Genomic DNA, 15061 nt, shown 5'->3' with positions numbered 1-15061 from the left:
ATCGAAGCGCATGGGCAAAAACGATGTTCTGCGCAACGTGTCCATCGAGGTTGACCCTGGGACCGTGGTTGGGCTTCAGGGGATAAACGGTTCGGGTAAGACCATGCTTATGCGAGCGGTCTGCGGATTGATCAAGCCTACCGAAGGCGAAATCTCTATCGATGGCCAAAGGCTTGGGGCGGACATCTCGTTCCCGCCGAGTCTGGGGATGTTGATCGAGGCGCCTTCCTTTTTGGGATATCTGTCTGGCTACGACAATCTGGAGCTCATCGCTCAGATCAAGGGCGTTGCCACTCCCGAGGACATTCGCTCTGCCCTGCGGCTCGTGGGGCTCGATGCAGACGAAAAAAAGAAGTTCCGAGCATATTCGCTTGGGATGAAGCAACGTCTGGGGATAGCTGCGGCAATTATGGAAAAGCCGAAGCTACTTGTTCTCGATGAGCCAACAAATGCCCTCGACGAAGCGGGCGTTGAAATGCTCAAGCGCGTTGTGGCGATGGCGGCCTCAACGGGTCGCGAGGTTATTCTGTCCAGCCATGACGGAGAGGTGCTCGAGGAGCTGGCCGATCGGGTTTACTGCATGCGCGACGGTGCCGTTGTGAAAGTTCGGGAAAGGTCGTGAGCGCGATGAAGAAGACCCTGTGGACAAGAAGGGCGGTGCTTGCTCTTTTCGGCTGTGCTGCTACCGGCCTTGCGGGCATGAGGGTGAGCGTCGTTAACGGGAACCGGACGGTCATTCCTGAGAAATATTATGCGGAGGGCGAATGGCTCTCGATGGATGGGGCGTTTCTGGGTTCGAAGGATGTGGCGACTGACGGGTATTCGTTTTGCATAGACGGGGCAGAGCTGCTCACGCCGCGCGAGTATCTCAAGCGTGCGCATGATGATTATTCAAAATATGGCATCGTGGATACGAAAACGAAATTGAAGGACGCCGACATCGCGTGTGTTATCGCCGTAAAGATGCGTGTCAGGAATAAGGACAATGTCGAAGGCGGAATCAAAACGTATGTTTGGCATTTGGTGCCGGAGTCTGCGCCAAACTATGACTTTGTGGTCAATACCGATCTGATAACGCAGGCAATGCCGGCTCTGGGCGGTTCTGCTGCGTTTGCTGTACAGGTTGGGGCGGAGAACGAGTTGCTCGTCCCATTCATGATGCAAAACACCAACGACTATTTCGAAGGTTACGAGACCGTCCGTTTTGAGAAGGCTTTTCCTGGGACTTATACGATGAAGATGACCGATCTGCCAGAGAGAAGGCTCTTAAGGTTTGAAGTGAAGTAGCTCGAAGATCCCGCGGTTCGCGACGAGCTCCTTGCGCGCCGCGGCTACGCAAGGGAGATTCGCAACCGCTATGCCGGCTCCGTTCCCGATGCCGGTGACGACCGCGTCCGCGCCACCGGCCAGGCGCACGGCGGTAGCGCCGTGTCGCGACAGATGGACGATCGCGTCGTCGATCGCGGTGACTACTCGCGCGGCGACACGCCCCGCTAGTTTTGAACTGTCCTGCCCTAGCGCGTTGCAATTCAATCAGCTGTTACAGAATCCTGGAAGAAAGGGCCAAACCGAAGTGTCTGGCCGGACGCCAATTGTCCGGGAACTGCTTCGGATTCGACCCTCTTCTACTTTACTTCCATGGCCATGCGGAAGGCTAGTACTCCTTAACCGGATGCTTCTTACCGAAACCACCGTCGATGCCGAAACGGCAGAGCCTGTCGATGGCGCGAAGGTGCTCATCAATGGCGTTGGCGATCTGAGTGTCAACGATGCTGTCATAGTCGTTAAGGCTGCGGACCGCCTCGTCGGCGGCCATGAAGGCCTTGATGGCTTGATTGAACTGAACCTTAAAGATGTCGAGCGTGTGACCGGGGTTGTCGCGTCGCCGTTTGAGGCTCAGCTGTCCTTGTTGCTTGCGACGCCGCGCGTCGCCGGTAGCGAGGGTCTCAGATCCTTTAGCAACAATGCTCGCATTGTCCTTTCGGGCAAGGCAGCGCGTTTGGCCGGGCGCTACAACTGCTATGCAGACTTCCTATTTGAGGAGACGGGTGACAAGAAGCCGCTTGTCGTCGAGTGCCAAGGCAGGCTTGTGCACAGTGGGGCCGATGCCGCAATGTCGGATTCCGATCGCGCCACCGCATTGCAGCAAATGGGTTTCAACGTCATGTTACTGACGTATCAGCAAATCGCCGATGAGAAGAACTTCGAGATAGTGAAGCGCATGTTGTTTGAGGAGATCGGCTTGGAGTATCGCGAGAAGACGGACGCCAGCTTGATGCGCAGCGCAGTCTTCGTCGCGAGCTCTTTATCGATTGGAACACGCTGGGGCGCTAAAGTTTCCGAGCCTTGCCCTTACCTCTGCTCTTGCAAAACCTTGCAATGAATATAAGGGGCGTTGCAGTAAGCAATAGCGCGAATACAACAGCGCCGACAATCATCGCCTTGCAGTCGTCGGACAACGGGTTAAGGGCCGCAAGCAGCGAGAAAACGCCGCACTCGAGCTCAAACCAGGCCACCGAGCGAGCACTTGCGAGATACCAAGCATCCTTCTCGTCGCTCTCGAGACCGGCAGGCTGGTTCCAATGCTCTGGACTGACCAGATGGAGAACGAGGGCCGAAAGCGCGATGCAAGCCAGCATGACAATAGGGAGGAGCAACAGCTCGACAGGAGAGCCCCAGCGGTTCGGCTGCATGTCAACGCCGTAGTGGACGGGGACCTTCTCTCCGGTGGGCACTGCTGCGATAGCAAAACCTGTCAGCACGACGCTGCAAGCGCCGGTTAGCCACCCCATCGCTTCTACTATGCGAACATCCTTTGTTATCCATGGCGCTTTTTTGGGCATAACCCCTCCTTCTGACTCAACTGCGGAGGCTCGGTCTGCCATCTCGCGCTCGAGCCGATGTACGACTTCCATTAAATCGCTCATGCTATTCTTTTCCCTCGGGTGTTCTGTCTAATATATCGCCCCGTGCGGACACGATTCTCACCTAAGGAATGGCAATGGTGTGTTCATAAACACGCAGATAGACGACTTAACAGGATTCGATTTACGGGGCGATTGAACCTGTGGTGGTGCGGATGCCCCGACCCGCGGCACGACTTAACCGACGTTATGTTAGCGACATGTCTAACATAACGTCGGCGCAGGGCGCTCACTCCCTGCGGCAACGCCGATTCCGGGAAGGCACGCCGGGGCTATGCCGACCTGAGTATCCTCTCGGCCTTCTCGATCGCGGCCGAGCGCAGAAACTCCGACTTCCGCATCCCGCACGCGGCGGCCGCCCGTTCGATGAGGTCGGCGCCCGTCTTCGGGCACTTGAAAGACAGGTTGGCGTTGGCCTCCACCTCGGAAAGCCTGGGGCGGCCGACTCGGAAGTTCACCAGGCTCCCCTCCCAGGAGCCGGATTCGTATTCCGCGCACTCGCGCTCGATGTCCTCATCCGTGATAACGGATCCGTTTGCAAGCCTATATTCCATCAGTAACCTCTCCTTCTCGCGTTCTCGATCTCCCTTAGCGTCTTCTTGCTCGGCGGCGTCATGGCGTGGTAGACGAGCCACGCGCCGTCGGCCAGGAGGACACCGACCATCTCGATGTACCGGCCTTGCGGGTCGTAGCCCGTCCGCATCTCGCACTCCCCGGGTATGCGGACGGCCGCGAAGCAGTAGCTCTCCCACGCCGCCTCGACATCACCGTCATCTAGCTCGGGGTGCCGCTCGTGAACTCTCTGGTGTATCCGGACCATGAGCCTCCAATCTTTACGATAATATTCTACTACTATTTGGTAGTAGAATATTATCCGTCCCAACATATTCCATTAGCCGTTCGTCCCAAAACGTATGCCGCGCGGCACTCGAAAACCGAACCCTCGATGCCGTGAACAGCGAGTGCCAAAACCCAGTGTCAAAACCTCCACTTGCATTCCCATGAGAAAATCAAAAGACAAGGCAGGAGGCTGAAAATGACCAGATACGGATACGCTCGCGTGAGCACGAAGGATCAGAAGCTAGATAGGCAAATCGAGGCGTTGGTCAACGCCGGCGTGCCCTATGGCCATATCTACAAAGACAAGGTCACGGGTGCCAAGGACGGCGACCGAACTCAGCAGAAGCGTCTGTTCAAGAAGATGAAGGCCGGCGATGAAGTGGTAGTCGAGTCCTGGGAGCGCCTAACCAGATCGACCAGGCAATTGCTGAACTACGACCTTATGTTCCGAAATCTCGGCGTGAAGCTAACTTCCTTGAAACAGCCGGTCGACCTCGATACCGCCTTCGGTCGATTCGTCCTCGGCACTCACGCCTGCACCGCCGAGCTCGAGCGCGACCTGATCAAGCAGCGCCAGGCCGAGGGCATCGCCGTAAAACGGAACCATGGTGGCAACGTCGGGGGCCGCCCGCGCATCGCGGACGTCAAGGCCGATGCTGCCGTGAAACTCTACCTTGCGCGGGAAACGCCCATCCCCGACATCTGCGCCGCCACCGGTATATCGAAATCGACTTTGTACCGCATCCTCCGTGAACGCGGATTGGTGGGCGTCAGAAGATAAATCCGAGTGCGCTACTATATAAGAGTGCGGTATTTCTCCAACTGAAACCCCCTGCGTGAACGCATAACGTATGACTTGAGGCGCCTTTTAGAACTCACCGATCGCAGGATGACTACAAATCAACAGCGGCCGTGCATTGTTCCCAGCCATATGGCATGGCGGAGCCATGCCGTTGTTGATTGGAGTGCCGCACCATGGCAGACAATCCGAGCGAAAAGAAAATCAGCGAGACATCCGGCGTGAAGGCCGTCCTCGATGAGGCTGCCGAGCGGATCGAGGCGACATGGCGGGAGAAGCTGCTGCGCGAGACTGCCGACCTCAGGACCGAGAACGCACTGCTCATGGCCCAGGTGGATGAATTCAGCCGCAAGCTCGCCGAGGCGACGGATCGGAATGAAAAGATTGAGGCCGACTGCAATGAGCGGGTCGCCTTTATAGAGGAGAAGTTCGAACTCGATACCGCGAGTCTGGAACTCGAGAACAACGAGCTCCATGCCGCGAGCGTCAGATATCTCGCCGATGCTCGGGAACTCGACAGGCAGGTCGTCCAGCTCCATGCCGAGGCGGAGGCCATGGTCGATGAGATCGAGCGGCTGCGCGGCGAGCGTGACGCCGCGTTGAAAGCCCAAGCCGAGTTGAACGACGCACTCCTGGCCCAGCGCGACCTGATGGCCGAGGTCGCCGCCCTCAAGGACCGCCTTGCTGTAGCCGAGCAGCGGGCGGCCGTGGCCGAGGCCAAGGTCGAGGTCATGACCCAGATGAAGGGCGAGTAGCCCCGCGCTTCTCCTATCAGGCGGCTGATTTCTAGGAATCTTCTAGAGCGCTTCCAGAAGGTTCCTAGAACCGGGCGCAGCATCTTCGATCGGCACGATGTCTCGGTAGATCAGGCGATGCTTGGCGTCGCGCCATTCGTCGCCGTGGTAGTGGCCGAAGAACCAGGCGCGGTAGCCGAGCCGCCCATCGAGCTCGCCAAGGAATCGCTGAAGCCGGTCGTCCCGATACTCGCGCCCGAGCTCCCGGCACAGCACCTCAGCAAGGGCAGCAGGGGCCTCGTGAGTCACAACGCAATCGACCTTCCAGCCCACGCGGTCGAGCGAGGCGCGGCAGTGTTCCGTCTCTTTCTCGCTCGGCATCTCCTCGGGCCACCAGCTCCTCCCCTCCTTGCGATACTGCCTGTCGTTGCTCGCGGCGCCGCCCATGGCAAGGACTGTGAGCCCGTCGATATCGAACACCTCTCCGCGCATCAGGTGCAGCACGTGCGGTCGCGCCTCATGGACGAGACCGCCGCTCCACTCCCGCACCGGCAGTTCTGTCAGGGCGTGGTGGTTCTCATGGTTGCCGTCTACGAAACACGTGGTCCACGGCTTCGATTCGAACCAGTCGAGCCAGTATTTCTCGGCGTTGGATCCATCCCAGACAAAGCCGAAGTCGCCGGCCACGATCACCGCGTCATCGCGCGTCAGGGTCCGGCCCAGCGGCCAAGACCTGAAGGCGAACCTGCTGGCCCCGTACTCGGCCCTGCCGTGCACGTCTCCTGTCACATAGACAGCCATCAGTACGCACCCCACGGCAGGAGTTTGTCCCCGAGCCTCACGATCCGGTCGTACAGCACGGTATGACGTTCGTCCGGGTTGCCGTCTCGGTGAAAATGGCCGTAATACCAGCGCTTGTAGTCCAGGCGGCCCTCGAGCTCGTCAAGGAATTCGGTCAGCCGGTCAACATCAGGGCGCTCCCAGCCTGGGTCCGGGTAGAGCGTCGGCGAGAGCATGCGCGTCGAGCAGGTATGGGTGATGACGCAGTCGACCTTCCAGCCGACTTCGTCGAGCTTTGTCCGTGCGGTATCGAAATCGCGCTCGTCCGGGAGCTCCTGAGGCCACCAGCTGGAATAGGGCACGCGGTATTCCCTGTCCACGCTCGTGGCACCGCCCATGGTGAAGACCGTCGAGCCGTCGAGCTCGAAGACCTCCCCGCGCATGAGGCGGCGGATAGACGAAGTATCCGACAGGCGCTGCGTCAGCCCGCCATGCCATAACTCCATGGGGCGCTCCGCCCAGTGATCGAAGCGCTCGTGGTTGCCGTCGATGAACAGTACCGTGTAGGGGCGCGACTCCAGCCAGGCGATGTCGGCGCATTCCTCGGCAGAAAAGTTCCACGGAAAGCCAAAGTCACCGGCAACGATGAGATAGTCGTCGCTGGTAAGACTATCGCCAAGCTCCCAGTCGCGGAGCTTTTGCATGTCGAGCCCACTGTGGATGTCGCCCGTCACATAGACCGTCATCGAATCACCTCTTCCCTCTTGTACGCCGCCAGCTCGCGCTCGACCTGCCTGTCGCCGGTCTCGCTGACCCACCAGGGCCATTTCACCCGGCCGCACGGCTCGTCGACTCCGGCGAACCATTCCCTCAGCTCGTCGAGGCTCACCGGGGAGTGCCCGTTGGCATCGCAACCGACGTCGTAGCGCAGAAGGCCCTGCTTGCGGTTGAACTCGTTGTACGCGCCGCCGCTGCTGTGGATGTGTCCGTGGAGGTGCCACGATCCATGGTTCATGCCCTGCCAGTCGGCCATGGGGTAATGGCTCAGGACGATCTTCTGCCCGTCGATCTTGAGCACGCAGATCGGCGGCTCCACGGTGAAGGCGCCCGCGACCGCCGGCTGGGTCCAGTCCTTGTCGTGGTTTCCCGGGACTAGGTGGATGCGCCTGCAGGCGATCCGCTTGCGAAGCCCATAGGCGTCCTGGGCGGTCATCTTGAATGAGAAATCACCCAGGATGTAGAGTTCGTCGTCCACGGCAACCCTGCCGTTGATGCTGTCGACGATGGCGTCGTTCATCTGCCAAATCGTCTCCCACGGGCGGTCGGTGAACTTCAGCACGTTCTCATGCCCGAAGTGGGTGTCGCTGGTAAACCAGATCATATTTATGTCTCCTTCTGTCGCTAAAAAACGTTCTCCCTCGAGGTCAGGAGACGTTTTATGAGCGACATGAGGTGCATATCCCTCATGTTTCAAGCTCCAATCTGCCGGATTTGCCCAACTAAAAGTTTACGCCCACGCGCGAACAGGATTTGATTTTTGAAATATGGACGAATTCCTCGTCAGGAGGGTAAAATGGTGCCGACGGCAGCCCAAGTTGTAGAGAGCTGGGCAGAGCCGTTGCTTAATGAAGTTGGGTCATCGTCTTAGCGACGGTGACCTTTCTTTTTGGGCTTCGAGCCCTGCTTGAGTGCCTTGGAAAGGCCGACAAGGGCCGTGAGGAGCGAGACCATAGCGGTCAGGAGCTTCACGAGCTCGGTGAAATCGGTCATGGGCATCACCTCCCATCAAATGGAGGGCTCTGCCCGGCACGAGGGCTGCCGACAGCAAGGACGATTCTATCAGAGCGGCTGACTCCCGCCCGATATTACCATCCCACCGCGCCTGTGCAAAAAAGAGGGCCGCCAAACAGCGACCATCCAGCGAAAGTGCACGTTATTTAGGACAGTCATATTCTTTGAAAATAATGGCTGTTGTAGAATTACATATAAGAGTCACCCGGAAGGAGCGATCGATGAAAAGCAAACGATTTATCCTGAATGCACTTCTGGTAGTAGCAATATTGACGCTCTTGGTCTTCTCCTACTCATACATGAATCAGCCAAGATTTGGATATGCTTTATACGCTGTTTTTTCCGGCGAAACAACTTACAACACTATAGGCTTCATTGACGCAATCTTTTTCTATGTAGTCGGCCCCGTATCAAGCGAACTGATCGCTTTTGTTGTCAGCTACAACCTGAATCAACAAAGCCAAACTCACTCAGCGACTTCGGCCAAACAAGGAATCAATCTCTTCGTAATAATGATAATTCTGCAAATTGCGACTGTGTTGATTATCGCCCTGACCGCAACAAACGTTTTGAAGTATGAGTTCGGATTCATCGTGAGCTGTCTCATGGCAATTGCCGCGGGTATAGCGGTTTCGTATACGACACCGGCAAAGAAGTAGCTCAACTAACAGGGCCTATTTGGAATCCGAATCATCCATGGAGCCGTCGATGCCGGTTTTGGTGTTGTCCTATAAGCCCCGATCAATTCATACTCCTCATCCTTGCCGAATTGCGAGTATGGCAGAATCGGCACTGGATGGCAGCGCGCTAGGCCGTGTCCGCGGAGTTACCCCCTGTTTTTATCGTAACAGTTGATTCTAGGGACGTTTCACTGTGCCCCTTTTGGCAATTTCCTGTGTCCTTTTTGGAAACTCGAGCGCCTATCTGACCGATGGGAAAGATTTAGCGAATTTAGGTGTACCACTTTGTGTTAGTTTGTATTTTAGACAGTATTTGTGATACGCTTTGTTTCAATCAGTAGTGGTACGATTTCGCTTGTTCAACGAAGGAGGTAATTGTCTATGGCAGTGGCCGAGGAGAAGAAAAGAATCCAGGTTACTCTGCCTCTCGAAATTTGGCGTGATCTCGATGACTACGCGAAGAGTCGCGGTGTAGCTAAGTCGTCTATGGCGGCGATCGCTATCGCCGAGTTTTTGGAGCGTGTTAAAGAGCAAAAATAGATATGAAAAAAGCCCCCTAACCGCCAAGTAAGAAGGGCTTCTTTCATGTTCAAATGTGGCTTTCTGGCCTGTTACCTGCAATCCTAGCACACGTATGCTTCGATTTGGGCCCCTATGTTGAAGTACTACCAAAATACTATGGCATCACTTCGGCTGATGGCTAGATAGCCTCAACGAGAGGCTAGTTTATGGATACCAAAAATTTAAAACCGGATGTGGGCGGTGGCTATCCGTGGGACACGGATAGCCACCCGTCCGGTCCCGCAAACCCGTCTGGAATGGGGACGGCATCCGATTTCGCGAATCAGGCCGTCACAGATGCCGCCATGGCCAATAGTGAGAGTCACCGCGAGGTACTTCGCCGGGCATCGGATGAATCGTCCCGTGTCGCCCACATGGTGCAGGATATGGTCAGCGAGAAGGTCGCGATCATCAAGCCGCCATGGATGCTCGAGCTCGGTCTGCCTAGGCTCGACACCGATATTATGGGGCGGATTTGGTCGTTCCAGCGCAAGGACGTCTACAAATCAACCTGCTACATCAGCCTTGCCACCATGGCGGCGGACGTCAAGTCGGATCGCTCGAATGTCAAAAAGAGAATCGACAAGCTTGTCGAACTCGGTCTTTTGATTAAGTCGCCGCGCGGGAATAACAAATCGGTTGAGTACCGGCTCGATATGACAGCGATCGCTAAGCGCAGACTCGAAGTCGAGGAGGGCAAGAAAAAGCAACGTGCTGAGAATTCGGCGAAACGCAAAGCTCAGTGGGACGCAAAGCATTCTGCCTAGTTTGAAGGGCTATGGGTTCATACAACCCATAGCCCTATTTCTTTTCCTTACAAACTATGGGTTAAACCAACCTACAGTCTAACTATGGGTTGGTTTAACCCATAGTTAGACGAAAAATAATTTTATTGATAGGGGGTTAAATAACGGTTCTTCAGCAAGCCTATCGGTTAGGACAACCCATAGACTTGCTCACAGGGATCGCGGATGCTTTTCTGTGACGGTAGAGCTATGGGTTGAAAGAACCCATAGAAAATTTAAGCCACTTTTCCGGCTATGGGTTAATTCAACCCATAGAAAGCGATCGGAAAACGCCAAAAAGTACCGAAATAGTTATTTCAACCCATAGTTTGAGCCTGTGTTAACCTTGGCCAACTTATCAACTATGGGTTGTCTCACGAGACTATGGGTTGAAATAACCCATGCCAACTATGGGTTCAGTTAACCCATGCACTATGGGTTGAAATAACCACAACTATGGGTTGAAATAACCACAGCTATGGGTTCATACAACCCACCAAGTCTGACTAGAGTGAATTAGATTCACTTAGTCTGAGCTCAAGAGGGAAACAGAGAAATCCACCAGAAAGCATTTAATAATCGAACGATATACAAACAAGAAAAGCCATCGTCCTTGCCCTCCGCTCACTGCGTTCGCTGCGCGTCGCTACCGCTCCTTGGCGCTCGCTACGCTCGCCCTCCGGTCGCCTACGGCTCCCTGCGCGTCGGCTACGCCTCCTTGCCCTCCGTTCGGCTATGCCTCACTCCGCGTCGCCTTCGGCTCCTTGGTATGGCCTTCGGCCAAAAGTGTGGGGGCTAACGCCCCAGCTCCCCGACTACGTCGCTGTCAGCCCTCGGCGCCGGCGTCGCCTTCGGCTCCCCGGGCGAACTAATCCCACTTAGTTGCAAGCCCTACAATTCGGCAATGACGCCGAATCCGTTTTCCGGTTGATCTGGATACCGACATCTGGTCAACCTCACTTCAATTACCGGCAGGGAGCTCCAGAATCGAAAATAAGACGTCCTGTCGGTGAGGTTCGACCGTTTTCTCATTGATAGATAAAACGGGGTCTTAAATCGGCTCTCAGTGGCCAAGGTAAAAGAAAAACGGGCACCTTTCGGTGCCCGTTAACTCAACTAGAACTCTTTTTCAGCCAGATAGCGATCGAAAAGCTCCCGAGCGATATCCGATACGGACTTGTCCTCCTCGAGCGCCACTTGCTTCAAACGTTTTCGGTAACTCTCCGGAACGTACACGGACAGCTGAACAAGCCTCTCAGATGCCCCTTCAGCGCCCTTTTTGGGGCGCCCGGCTTTCCGCACCTGAGGAGCCGGTTTCTGGGGCTCAGATGCGCTTTCAACGATTTTCTGCTGCCTCTCCTCGGCCTTCTCCGCTGCGACGTCGAAGTATGAGGTCGCCTTTTTGAACTTTGCCATTTACAGCACCTCTTCCAGCTCGTTCAGGATGTTTTCAATCGCCTGGGCGGCCTTGCCGTTTTTCGCGATCTCGTATACGGGCTTGCCCAGGGCCGCGCCCTGTTTGAATGCCGCCGCGGTCGGAACAGTGCCCAGCACGGGAAGGTCATCGGCCTCAAGAAGCTCGAGGAATTGTCTGTCCACGGTCTGGTTCGCCGCGAAGTTGTTGACGATGATTGCGAACGACAAGTCAGGATTGGCCTCGGTGATGACCTTGATCGTGCGTTTCATGGGCTTCAGGCCCAGCGTGCCGGGCTGCACCGGGATGATTGCGATATCCGCATTCTTGGCATACTCGGCGGTGTCGTCGCTCAGGAAACCCGGCGTGTCGATGACATTCACGGCGTCCTCGTCGTCGAGCAGGTTCTTCTCGTGGTTCGCGCCGCCCTGAGGGTCGAGATTGCCGAATCCGACTTTGTGGCCGCGGCGCTCGAGACCCCAGGCGATCTCGTCGGCGAACGTCGTCTTGCCGACGCCGCCCTTCTGATTGACTAGCAGGATGTTCGTCGCCATGTCCTCCCCTTTCTGAAATAGCATAGTCATATATTAGCACATTAACATGTGACTACATTAAGTAATTCTAAGTCGCAGTTAGAAATATATGAGCATGTTAAGTAATTAGTATAGTACTACGTTACCATGCTTATGACTGTGGGTTGGTTTAACCTATAGTCATGCTAAAGTTGCCAAAAGGGGCACAAAGGCCAATACGTTTGCGCAGTGCCGGCACAGCGACCTGGCATCGTATGCACCGGCGGAATCATCGCAGGCCTGCAAGGAGAGCATATCCACGGGCTCGTGGTCGCCGGAGGCCTCGTGATGCAGCACGCGCCGGGCGGCGACTGGAAGCGCGTCGATTGGGATGCACTTGCTGCCTGGCTCGGCAGATACGGTTACAAGGTCGCTGATTGCGAGACGGAGGCCCTTCCGACCGCCGACGCGTCGAGGCGACTACGCGAGTGGGAACGCAAGGGTAAAAACGCATCGTCACTGAATCAGTGAGTCAGTATTCTTTAGTGTTAGATGATGGATATTGAAATTAATTAGCGAGATAATGTGCATATCTCATAATGTATGCGTTTCACCATGAGAGAGGGGTCTGTCATGAGCTGGAAACCGAGAAAATGCGTTATCGCCGGTCTCGTGACAACCGGTCCTGGCAGCGGCTTGTTTGCAACTGCAATAACATCGTACCGACTTTTCACTTACATGTTCTAAAAGGCAGTTGCCATGCTGTCGCAAAATCAATCGAGATACTTGGTCACAATCGGCTTTGCCCTGCTTGCATTACTCTTTGCTAGCGACCTTTTGCTGAAACCGCCCAAGGAACTCGTTTCGCTTGCCATATCCTGCATTTCCGCCCTTTACTTTACGGCAACCCTATTCGTCGGACTAAAGGAGGGAAAAAAGCGCAGTCGCTGCATCTGCCGTAGGCGTGATCATAGCCATTGCCTCATTCTTTATCTGACACATTGGTGATCTAGGGGCGATATCGTAGGAATACGACCGGGAGAGCCGGGACCAGATTGCCCAGGTCGCCCGGTCTATTCCGCCCCGCGCCGAAGGCGGCGCTCCGATTGCGCCGAGGCGTGACACGCGTGGGATCTTACCTATTTGTATTACGCGACCGCGAGGTGCCTTTTCTGCATGCGGGACTCCGTCAGGTACATGTTGATGATGACCTGATAGGGGACGTCCGTGCGGGCGGTCTCCGCCTTGAAGTGGTCGATGTTCTCGTCGTCGGTGTTCATGGTGACGCGGCGGCGCGGTTCGAGCTCTAATACATGAGGTCCCAGCTTGTAATACGTGAACATATGACTACATTAACATGGTCATGTATTACCGAGCGTTATATGCTGCGCCGGATTCGCCCGCCTGTTATCTTGGGATCGACAGTTTCTTGCGAGGAGGCAGACATGTACCAGAATGTCTTTGGATCCGATGGTCAGATCCATCTTGAGAACCAGGTCGGCTGCCAGCGCTTCGGCCTAACGACGGGTGAGGTGAAGACGGTCATCCCGACTGCTAAGAATATGAGCAACGTTTTCGGCAAGGATGGCGTGGAGACGGAGATTCAGGTGGGGCAGATGCGCCAAACACTGAGCAAACCAGGATTTGGTCGGCTGTTTAATAAGCGCTAACGGTTGAGTTGTCTCAGCATAATCGCAGCTGTAAATAGGTGACCATATGACCATGCTAACATGTGCGCACAGTCATATGGTCACAGTTGTAAATCGGTTGAATTTGCGGGAGGTTTTGCCCGAAGCATCCGGCACCGCCGGATTCTTTTGGAGCGGCCTCTCGTTTGATTGCTTTCCTATCGTTTGCTCCCAGACTGGGCGTTTAAAAAAGGCGACCGAAACCGGCCGCCCGTAAATAAATATGTATTCACCGAACGCAAGAGAAGAGGAATCGATGCACATTACTCCCAGTGACCGGCGACGTCGACAACCCAGTGCCTGCCGGTCGCCTGCTGCTCGTAATGACCCTGGTCCTCGCTGGTGGTATAGGAGTCATCGATCACAGATCCGCCAATGCCGCCATTATCGACATCGTTATCGCACCACGCCCATGCAGCAGCCTTGCTGTCAAACGGTCCGACTTTGGTTCCACCATGGTTGACCCAGTAGCGCTCATGGCGCACGTACACCACGTTCGGGATCCAGACCTGGCCGTAGTCGGTCTCCCAGTGGCCCTGCTCGGGGACCCACTTCTTCAGGCTACCGCCGTTGGAAGAGGAGTTATTGCTGCCAGAGCCCTGCGAATTGCCGGAATTCTGCTTGGACTGGGAGGAATCGCCCTTGCTGTCCGACTTCGAGGAATCGGAAGACTTGTTATCCTCCTTCTTGGAGTCATCGGACTTCTGGTCCTTGCCGTCGGACTCTTTCTTCTCCTCGGTCTTGGCTCCAGAGGCCTGCGCCGCCTTTTCTTCACTTGGCTTCTTTTTGTCTTTATTCTTCACCGACGTGGCGGCCCTTTCCGCAGAGCCGCTTCCTTGCTTTGCAACGCTGGCACATCCAAGTTGAGGTGCCGAAAGGCACACCAGAAGCGCAACGATAATAGCCTTTGTTCTCACACCGATCTCCCTGACCATGAAACCGGGCGTTGGATACTAGCCGATATCCAACGCCCGGCTCGCTTTTACATCTGCTCGCGGCGCTTCTTTTGATCGAGGAAGACACCGGCTGCCACGAGAACGGTACCGCCGATGACGAACGTCTCGCCGATGAGTCCCGCGCGGTCACCGGTCTGGGCGAGGCTGCCGGGCTGAGCGGTATCCGTGCCGGCGAGGTGCTTCGGGGTGTATGCCGCCTGCTGCTTTGCGGCCTCCTCTGCCTCCTGTCGTGCGATCTCATCGGAAAGCTTCTGCTCCGCTGCGATGCGGTCGGACTTCGCCTGCTCGTAGGCGGCGAGTGCCGCATCATAGCCGGACTGGAGCCCGTCCACCGCGGCTTGCTTCTCGTCCAGGATGGCCTTGGCGGGCGCGACCTTGGCACGTGCCTCGACTGCTGCGGCGAAAAGCGCGTTGAGGGCGTCATCCGCGTTCACATCATGGCCGGAAGCGATCGCCGCGCCGGCATCGATGGAGTTCAGCTTCGACAACTTGGCGTCTGCCTGCGCCTTCGCCTGTTCGGCGGCGGAGACCAGGGACTCGGCGGCGGCGGTATCCGCCTTCGCGGCATCGAGGGCGGCCTTGGTGTCATTGACGGCC

20 protein-coding genes and 1 pseudogene are annotated in these 15061 nt (G+C 56.1%); 9 read left to right on the top strand and 12 right to left on the bottom strand.

Features of this window, described 5'->3' with window-relative positions; all coding sequences use genetic code 11:
• Positions 1 to 10 precede the first annotated feature (10 nt).
• From KTF55_RS09705 to KTF55_RS09695, 3 genes are all read left to right on the top strand, one after another.
• On the top strand, positions 11 to 622 hold the full coding sequence (locus KTF55_RS09705) for an ATP-binding cassette domain-containing protein (protein WP_254179400.1): 612 nt from the start codon (positions 11 to 13) through the stop codon (positions 620 to 622).
• On the top strand, positions 619 to 1287 hold the full coding sequence (locus KTF55_RS09700) for a DUF5028 domain-containing protein (RefSeq protein ID WP_217108552.1): 669 nt from the start codon (positions 619 to 621) through the stop codon (positions 1285 to 1287). Before KTF55_RS09705 ends, KTF55_RS09700 begins: the two co-directional genes overlap by 4 nt.
• A gap of 385 nt (positions 1288 to 1672) precedes the next feature.
• The gene (locus KTF55_RS09695) at positions 1673 to 2383 is read left to right on the top strand and encodes a hypothetical protein (protein WP_217108491.1); all 711 of its coding nucleotides are present in this window, start codon (positions 1673 to 1675) and stop codon (positions 2381 to 2383) included.
• Here the strand turns inward: KTF55_RS09695 and KTF55_RS09690 are convergent.
• The 3 genes from KTF55_RS09690 to KTF55_RS09680 all read right to left on the bottom strand — a co-directional run bounded on the left by KTF55_RS09690 (position 2331) and on the right by KTF55_RS09680 (position 3744).
• On the bottom strand, positions 2331 to 2843 hold the full coding sequence (locus tag KTF55_RS09690) for a DUF1648 domain-containing protein (RefSeq protein ID WP_217108490.1): 513 nt from the start codon (positions 2841 to 2843) through the stop codon (positions 2331 to 2333). The genes KTF55_RS09695 and KTF55_RS09690 overlap by 53 nt on opposite strands.
• Before the next feature lie 353 nt (positions 2844 to 3196).
• On the bottom strand, positions 3197 to 3478 hold the full coding sequence (locus tag KTF55_RS09685) for a DUF1778 domain-containing protein (RefSeq protein WP_217108489.1): 282 nt from the start codon (positions 3476 to 3478) through the stop codon (positions 3197 to 3199).
• Positions 3478 to 3744 carry a hypothetical protein gene (locus tag KTF55_RS09680; protein WP_196033711.1) on the bottom strand — a complete coding sequence of 89 codons (267 nt, stop codon included), beginning with the start codon at positions 3742 to 3744 and terminating at the stop codon, positions 3478 to 3480. The genes KTF55_RS09685 and KTF55_RS09680 overlap by 1 nt, the downstream gene beginning before the upstream one ends.
• A gap of 216 nt (positions 3745 to 3960) precedes the next feature.
• On the opposite strand from KTF55_RS09680, the gene KTF55_RS09675 reads away from it, so the two are divergent.
• Positions 3961 to 4545 (top strand): recombinase family protein, encoded by a 585-nt coding sequence (locus KTF55_RS09675; RefSeq protein WP_226791018.1) that lies wholly within the window; start codon positions 3961 to 3963, stop codon positions 4543 to 4545.
• A gap of 194 nt (positions 4546 to 4739) precedes the next feature.
• Entirely contained in the window at positions 4740 to 5318 is a 579-nt protein-coding gene (locus tag KTF55_RS09670; protein ID WP_217108488.1) for a hypothetical protein, read from the top strand.
• Between the two features lie 42 nt (positions 5319 to 5360).
• On the opposite strand, the gene KTF55_RS09665 is transcribed toward KTF55_RS09670, so the two are convergent.
• The 4 genes from KTF55_RS09665 to KTF55_RS10080 all read right to left on the bottom strand — a co-directional run bounded on the left by KTF55_RS09665 (position 5361) and on the right by KTF55_RS10080 (position 7847).
• A complete protein-coding gene (locus KTF55_RS09665) occupies positions 5361 to 6098 on the bottom strand; it encodes a metallophosphoesterase (RefSeq protein WP_217108487.1) in 738 nt (245 codons plus the stop codon).
• Positions 6098 to 6823 (bottom strand): metallophosphoesterase family protein, encoded by a 726-nt coding sequence (locus KTF55_RS09660; protein WP_217108486.1) that lies wholly within the window; start codon positions 6821 to 6823, stop codon positions 6098 to 6100. The genes KTF55_RS09665 and KTF55_RS09660 overlap by 1 nt, the downstream gene beginning before the upstream one ends.
• The gene (locus KTF55_RS09655; RefSeq protein ID WP_217108485.1) at positions 6820 to 7458 is read right to left on the bottom strand and encodes a hypothetical protein; all 639 of its coding nucleotides are present in this window, start codon (positions 7456 to 7458) and stop codon (positions 6820 to 6822) included. Before KTF55_RS09655 ends, KTF55_RS09660 begins: the two co-directional genes overlap by 4 nt.
• A 263-nt stretch (positions 7459 to 7721) precedes the next feature.
• On the bottom strand, positions 7722 to 7847 hold the full coding sequence (locus KTF55_RS10080) for a hypothetical protein (protein ID WP_255413117.1): 126 nt from the start codon (positions 7845 to 7847) through the stop codon (positions 7722 to 7724).
• Positions 7848 to 8089: 242 nt separating this feature from the next.
• On the opposite strand from KTF55_RS10080, the gene KTF55_RS09650 reads away from it, so the two are divergent.
• The 3 genes from KTF55_RS09650 (at position 8090) to KTF55_RS09640 (ending at position 9876) form a co-directional block, all read left to right on the top strand.
• Positions 8090 to 8527 carry a hypothetical protein gene (locus KTF55_RS09650; protein ID WP_217108484.1) on the top strand — a complete coding sequence of 146 codons (438 nt, stop codon included), beginning with the start codon at positions 8090 to 8092 and terminating at the stop codon, positions 8525 to 8527.
• A gap of 402 nt (positions 8528 to 8929) precedes the next feature.
• Positions 8930 to 9088 (top strand): hypothetical protein, encoded by a 159-nt coding sequence (locus KTF55_RS09645; RefSeq protein WP_082421961.1) that lies wholly within the window; start codon positions 8930 to 8932, stop codon positions 9086 to 9088.
• Positions 9089 to 9276: 188 nt separating this feature from the next.
• On the top strand, positions 9277 to 9876 hold the full coding sequence (locus KTF55_RS09640; RefSeq protein WP_055287556.1) for a hypothetical protein: 600 nt from the start codon (positions 9277 to 9279) through the stop codon (positions 9874 to 9876).
• Positions 9877 to 11010: 1134 nt separating this feature from the next.
• Here KTF55_RS09640 and KTF55_RS09635 read toward each other — a convergent pair.
• The 3 genes from KTF55_RS09635 to KTF55_RS09625 all read right to left on the bottom strand — a co-directional run bounded on the left by KTF55_RS09635 (position 11011) and on the right by KTF55_RS09625 (position 13163).
• On the bottom strand, positions 11011 to 11310 hold the full coding sequence (locus KTF55_RS09635; protein ID WP_217108483.1) for a ribbon-helix-helix protein, CopG family: 300 nt from the start codon (positions 11308 to 11310) through the stop codon (positions 11011 to 11013).
• The gene (locus tag KTF55_RS09630; protein ID WP_055287551.1) at positions 11311 to 11862 is read right to left on the bottom strand and encodes a ParA family protein; all 552 of its coding nucleotides are present in this window, start codon (positions 11860 to 11862) and stop codon (positions 11311 to 11313) included. It abuts the gene before it with no gap.
• Positions 11863 to 12968: 1106 nt separating this feature from the next.
• Positions 12969 to 13163 (bottom strand): hypothetical protein, encoded by a 195-nt coding sequence (locus KTF55_RS09625; protein ID WP_217108502.1) that lies wholly within the window; start codon positions 13161 to 13163, stop codon positions 12969 to 12971.
• Positions 13164 to 13265: 102 nt separating this feature from the next.
• Here KTF55_RS09625 and KTF55_RS09620 point away from each other — a divergent pair, with 102 nt between their 5' ends.
• Positions 13266 to 13490, top strand: a complete 225-nt coding sequence (locus KTF55_RS09620; RefSeq protein ID WP_217108501.1) for a hypothetical protein — start codon at positions 13266 to 13268, stop codon at positions 13488 to 13490.
• Positions 13491 to 13771: 281 nt separating this feature from the next.
• Here the strand turns inward: KTF55_RS09620 and KTF55_RS09615 are convergent, their stop codons facing one another.
• Both KTF55_RS09615 and KTF55_RS09610 read right to left on the bottom strand, forming a co-directional pair.
• Positions 13772 to 14311, bottom strand: a complete 540-nt coding sequence (locus tag KTF55_RS09615) for a hypothetical protein (RefSeq protein ID WP_226790986.1) — start codon at positions 14309 to 14311, stop codon at positions 13772 to 13774.
• 179 nt (positions 14312 to 14490) lie between these two features.
• Positions 14491 to 15061, bottom strand: a pseudogene (locus KTF55_RS09610) (hypothetical protein); the annotation flags it as partial.

The sequence above is a fragment of the Collinsella sp. MSK.8.10 genome, from assembly GCF_019041915.1.
Classification (GTDB): domain Bacteria; phylum Actinomycetota; class Coriobacteriia; order Coriobacteriales; family Coriobacteriaceae; genus Collinsella.
This window is presented reverse-complemented; position numbering and strand designations above follow the sequence as displayed.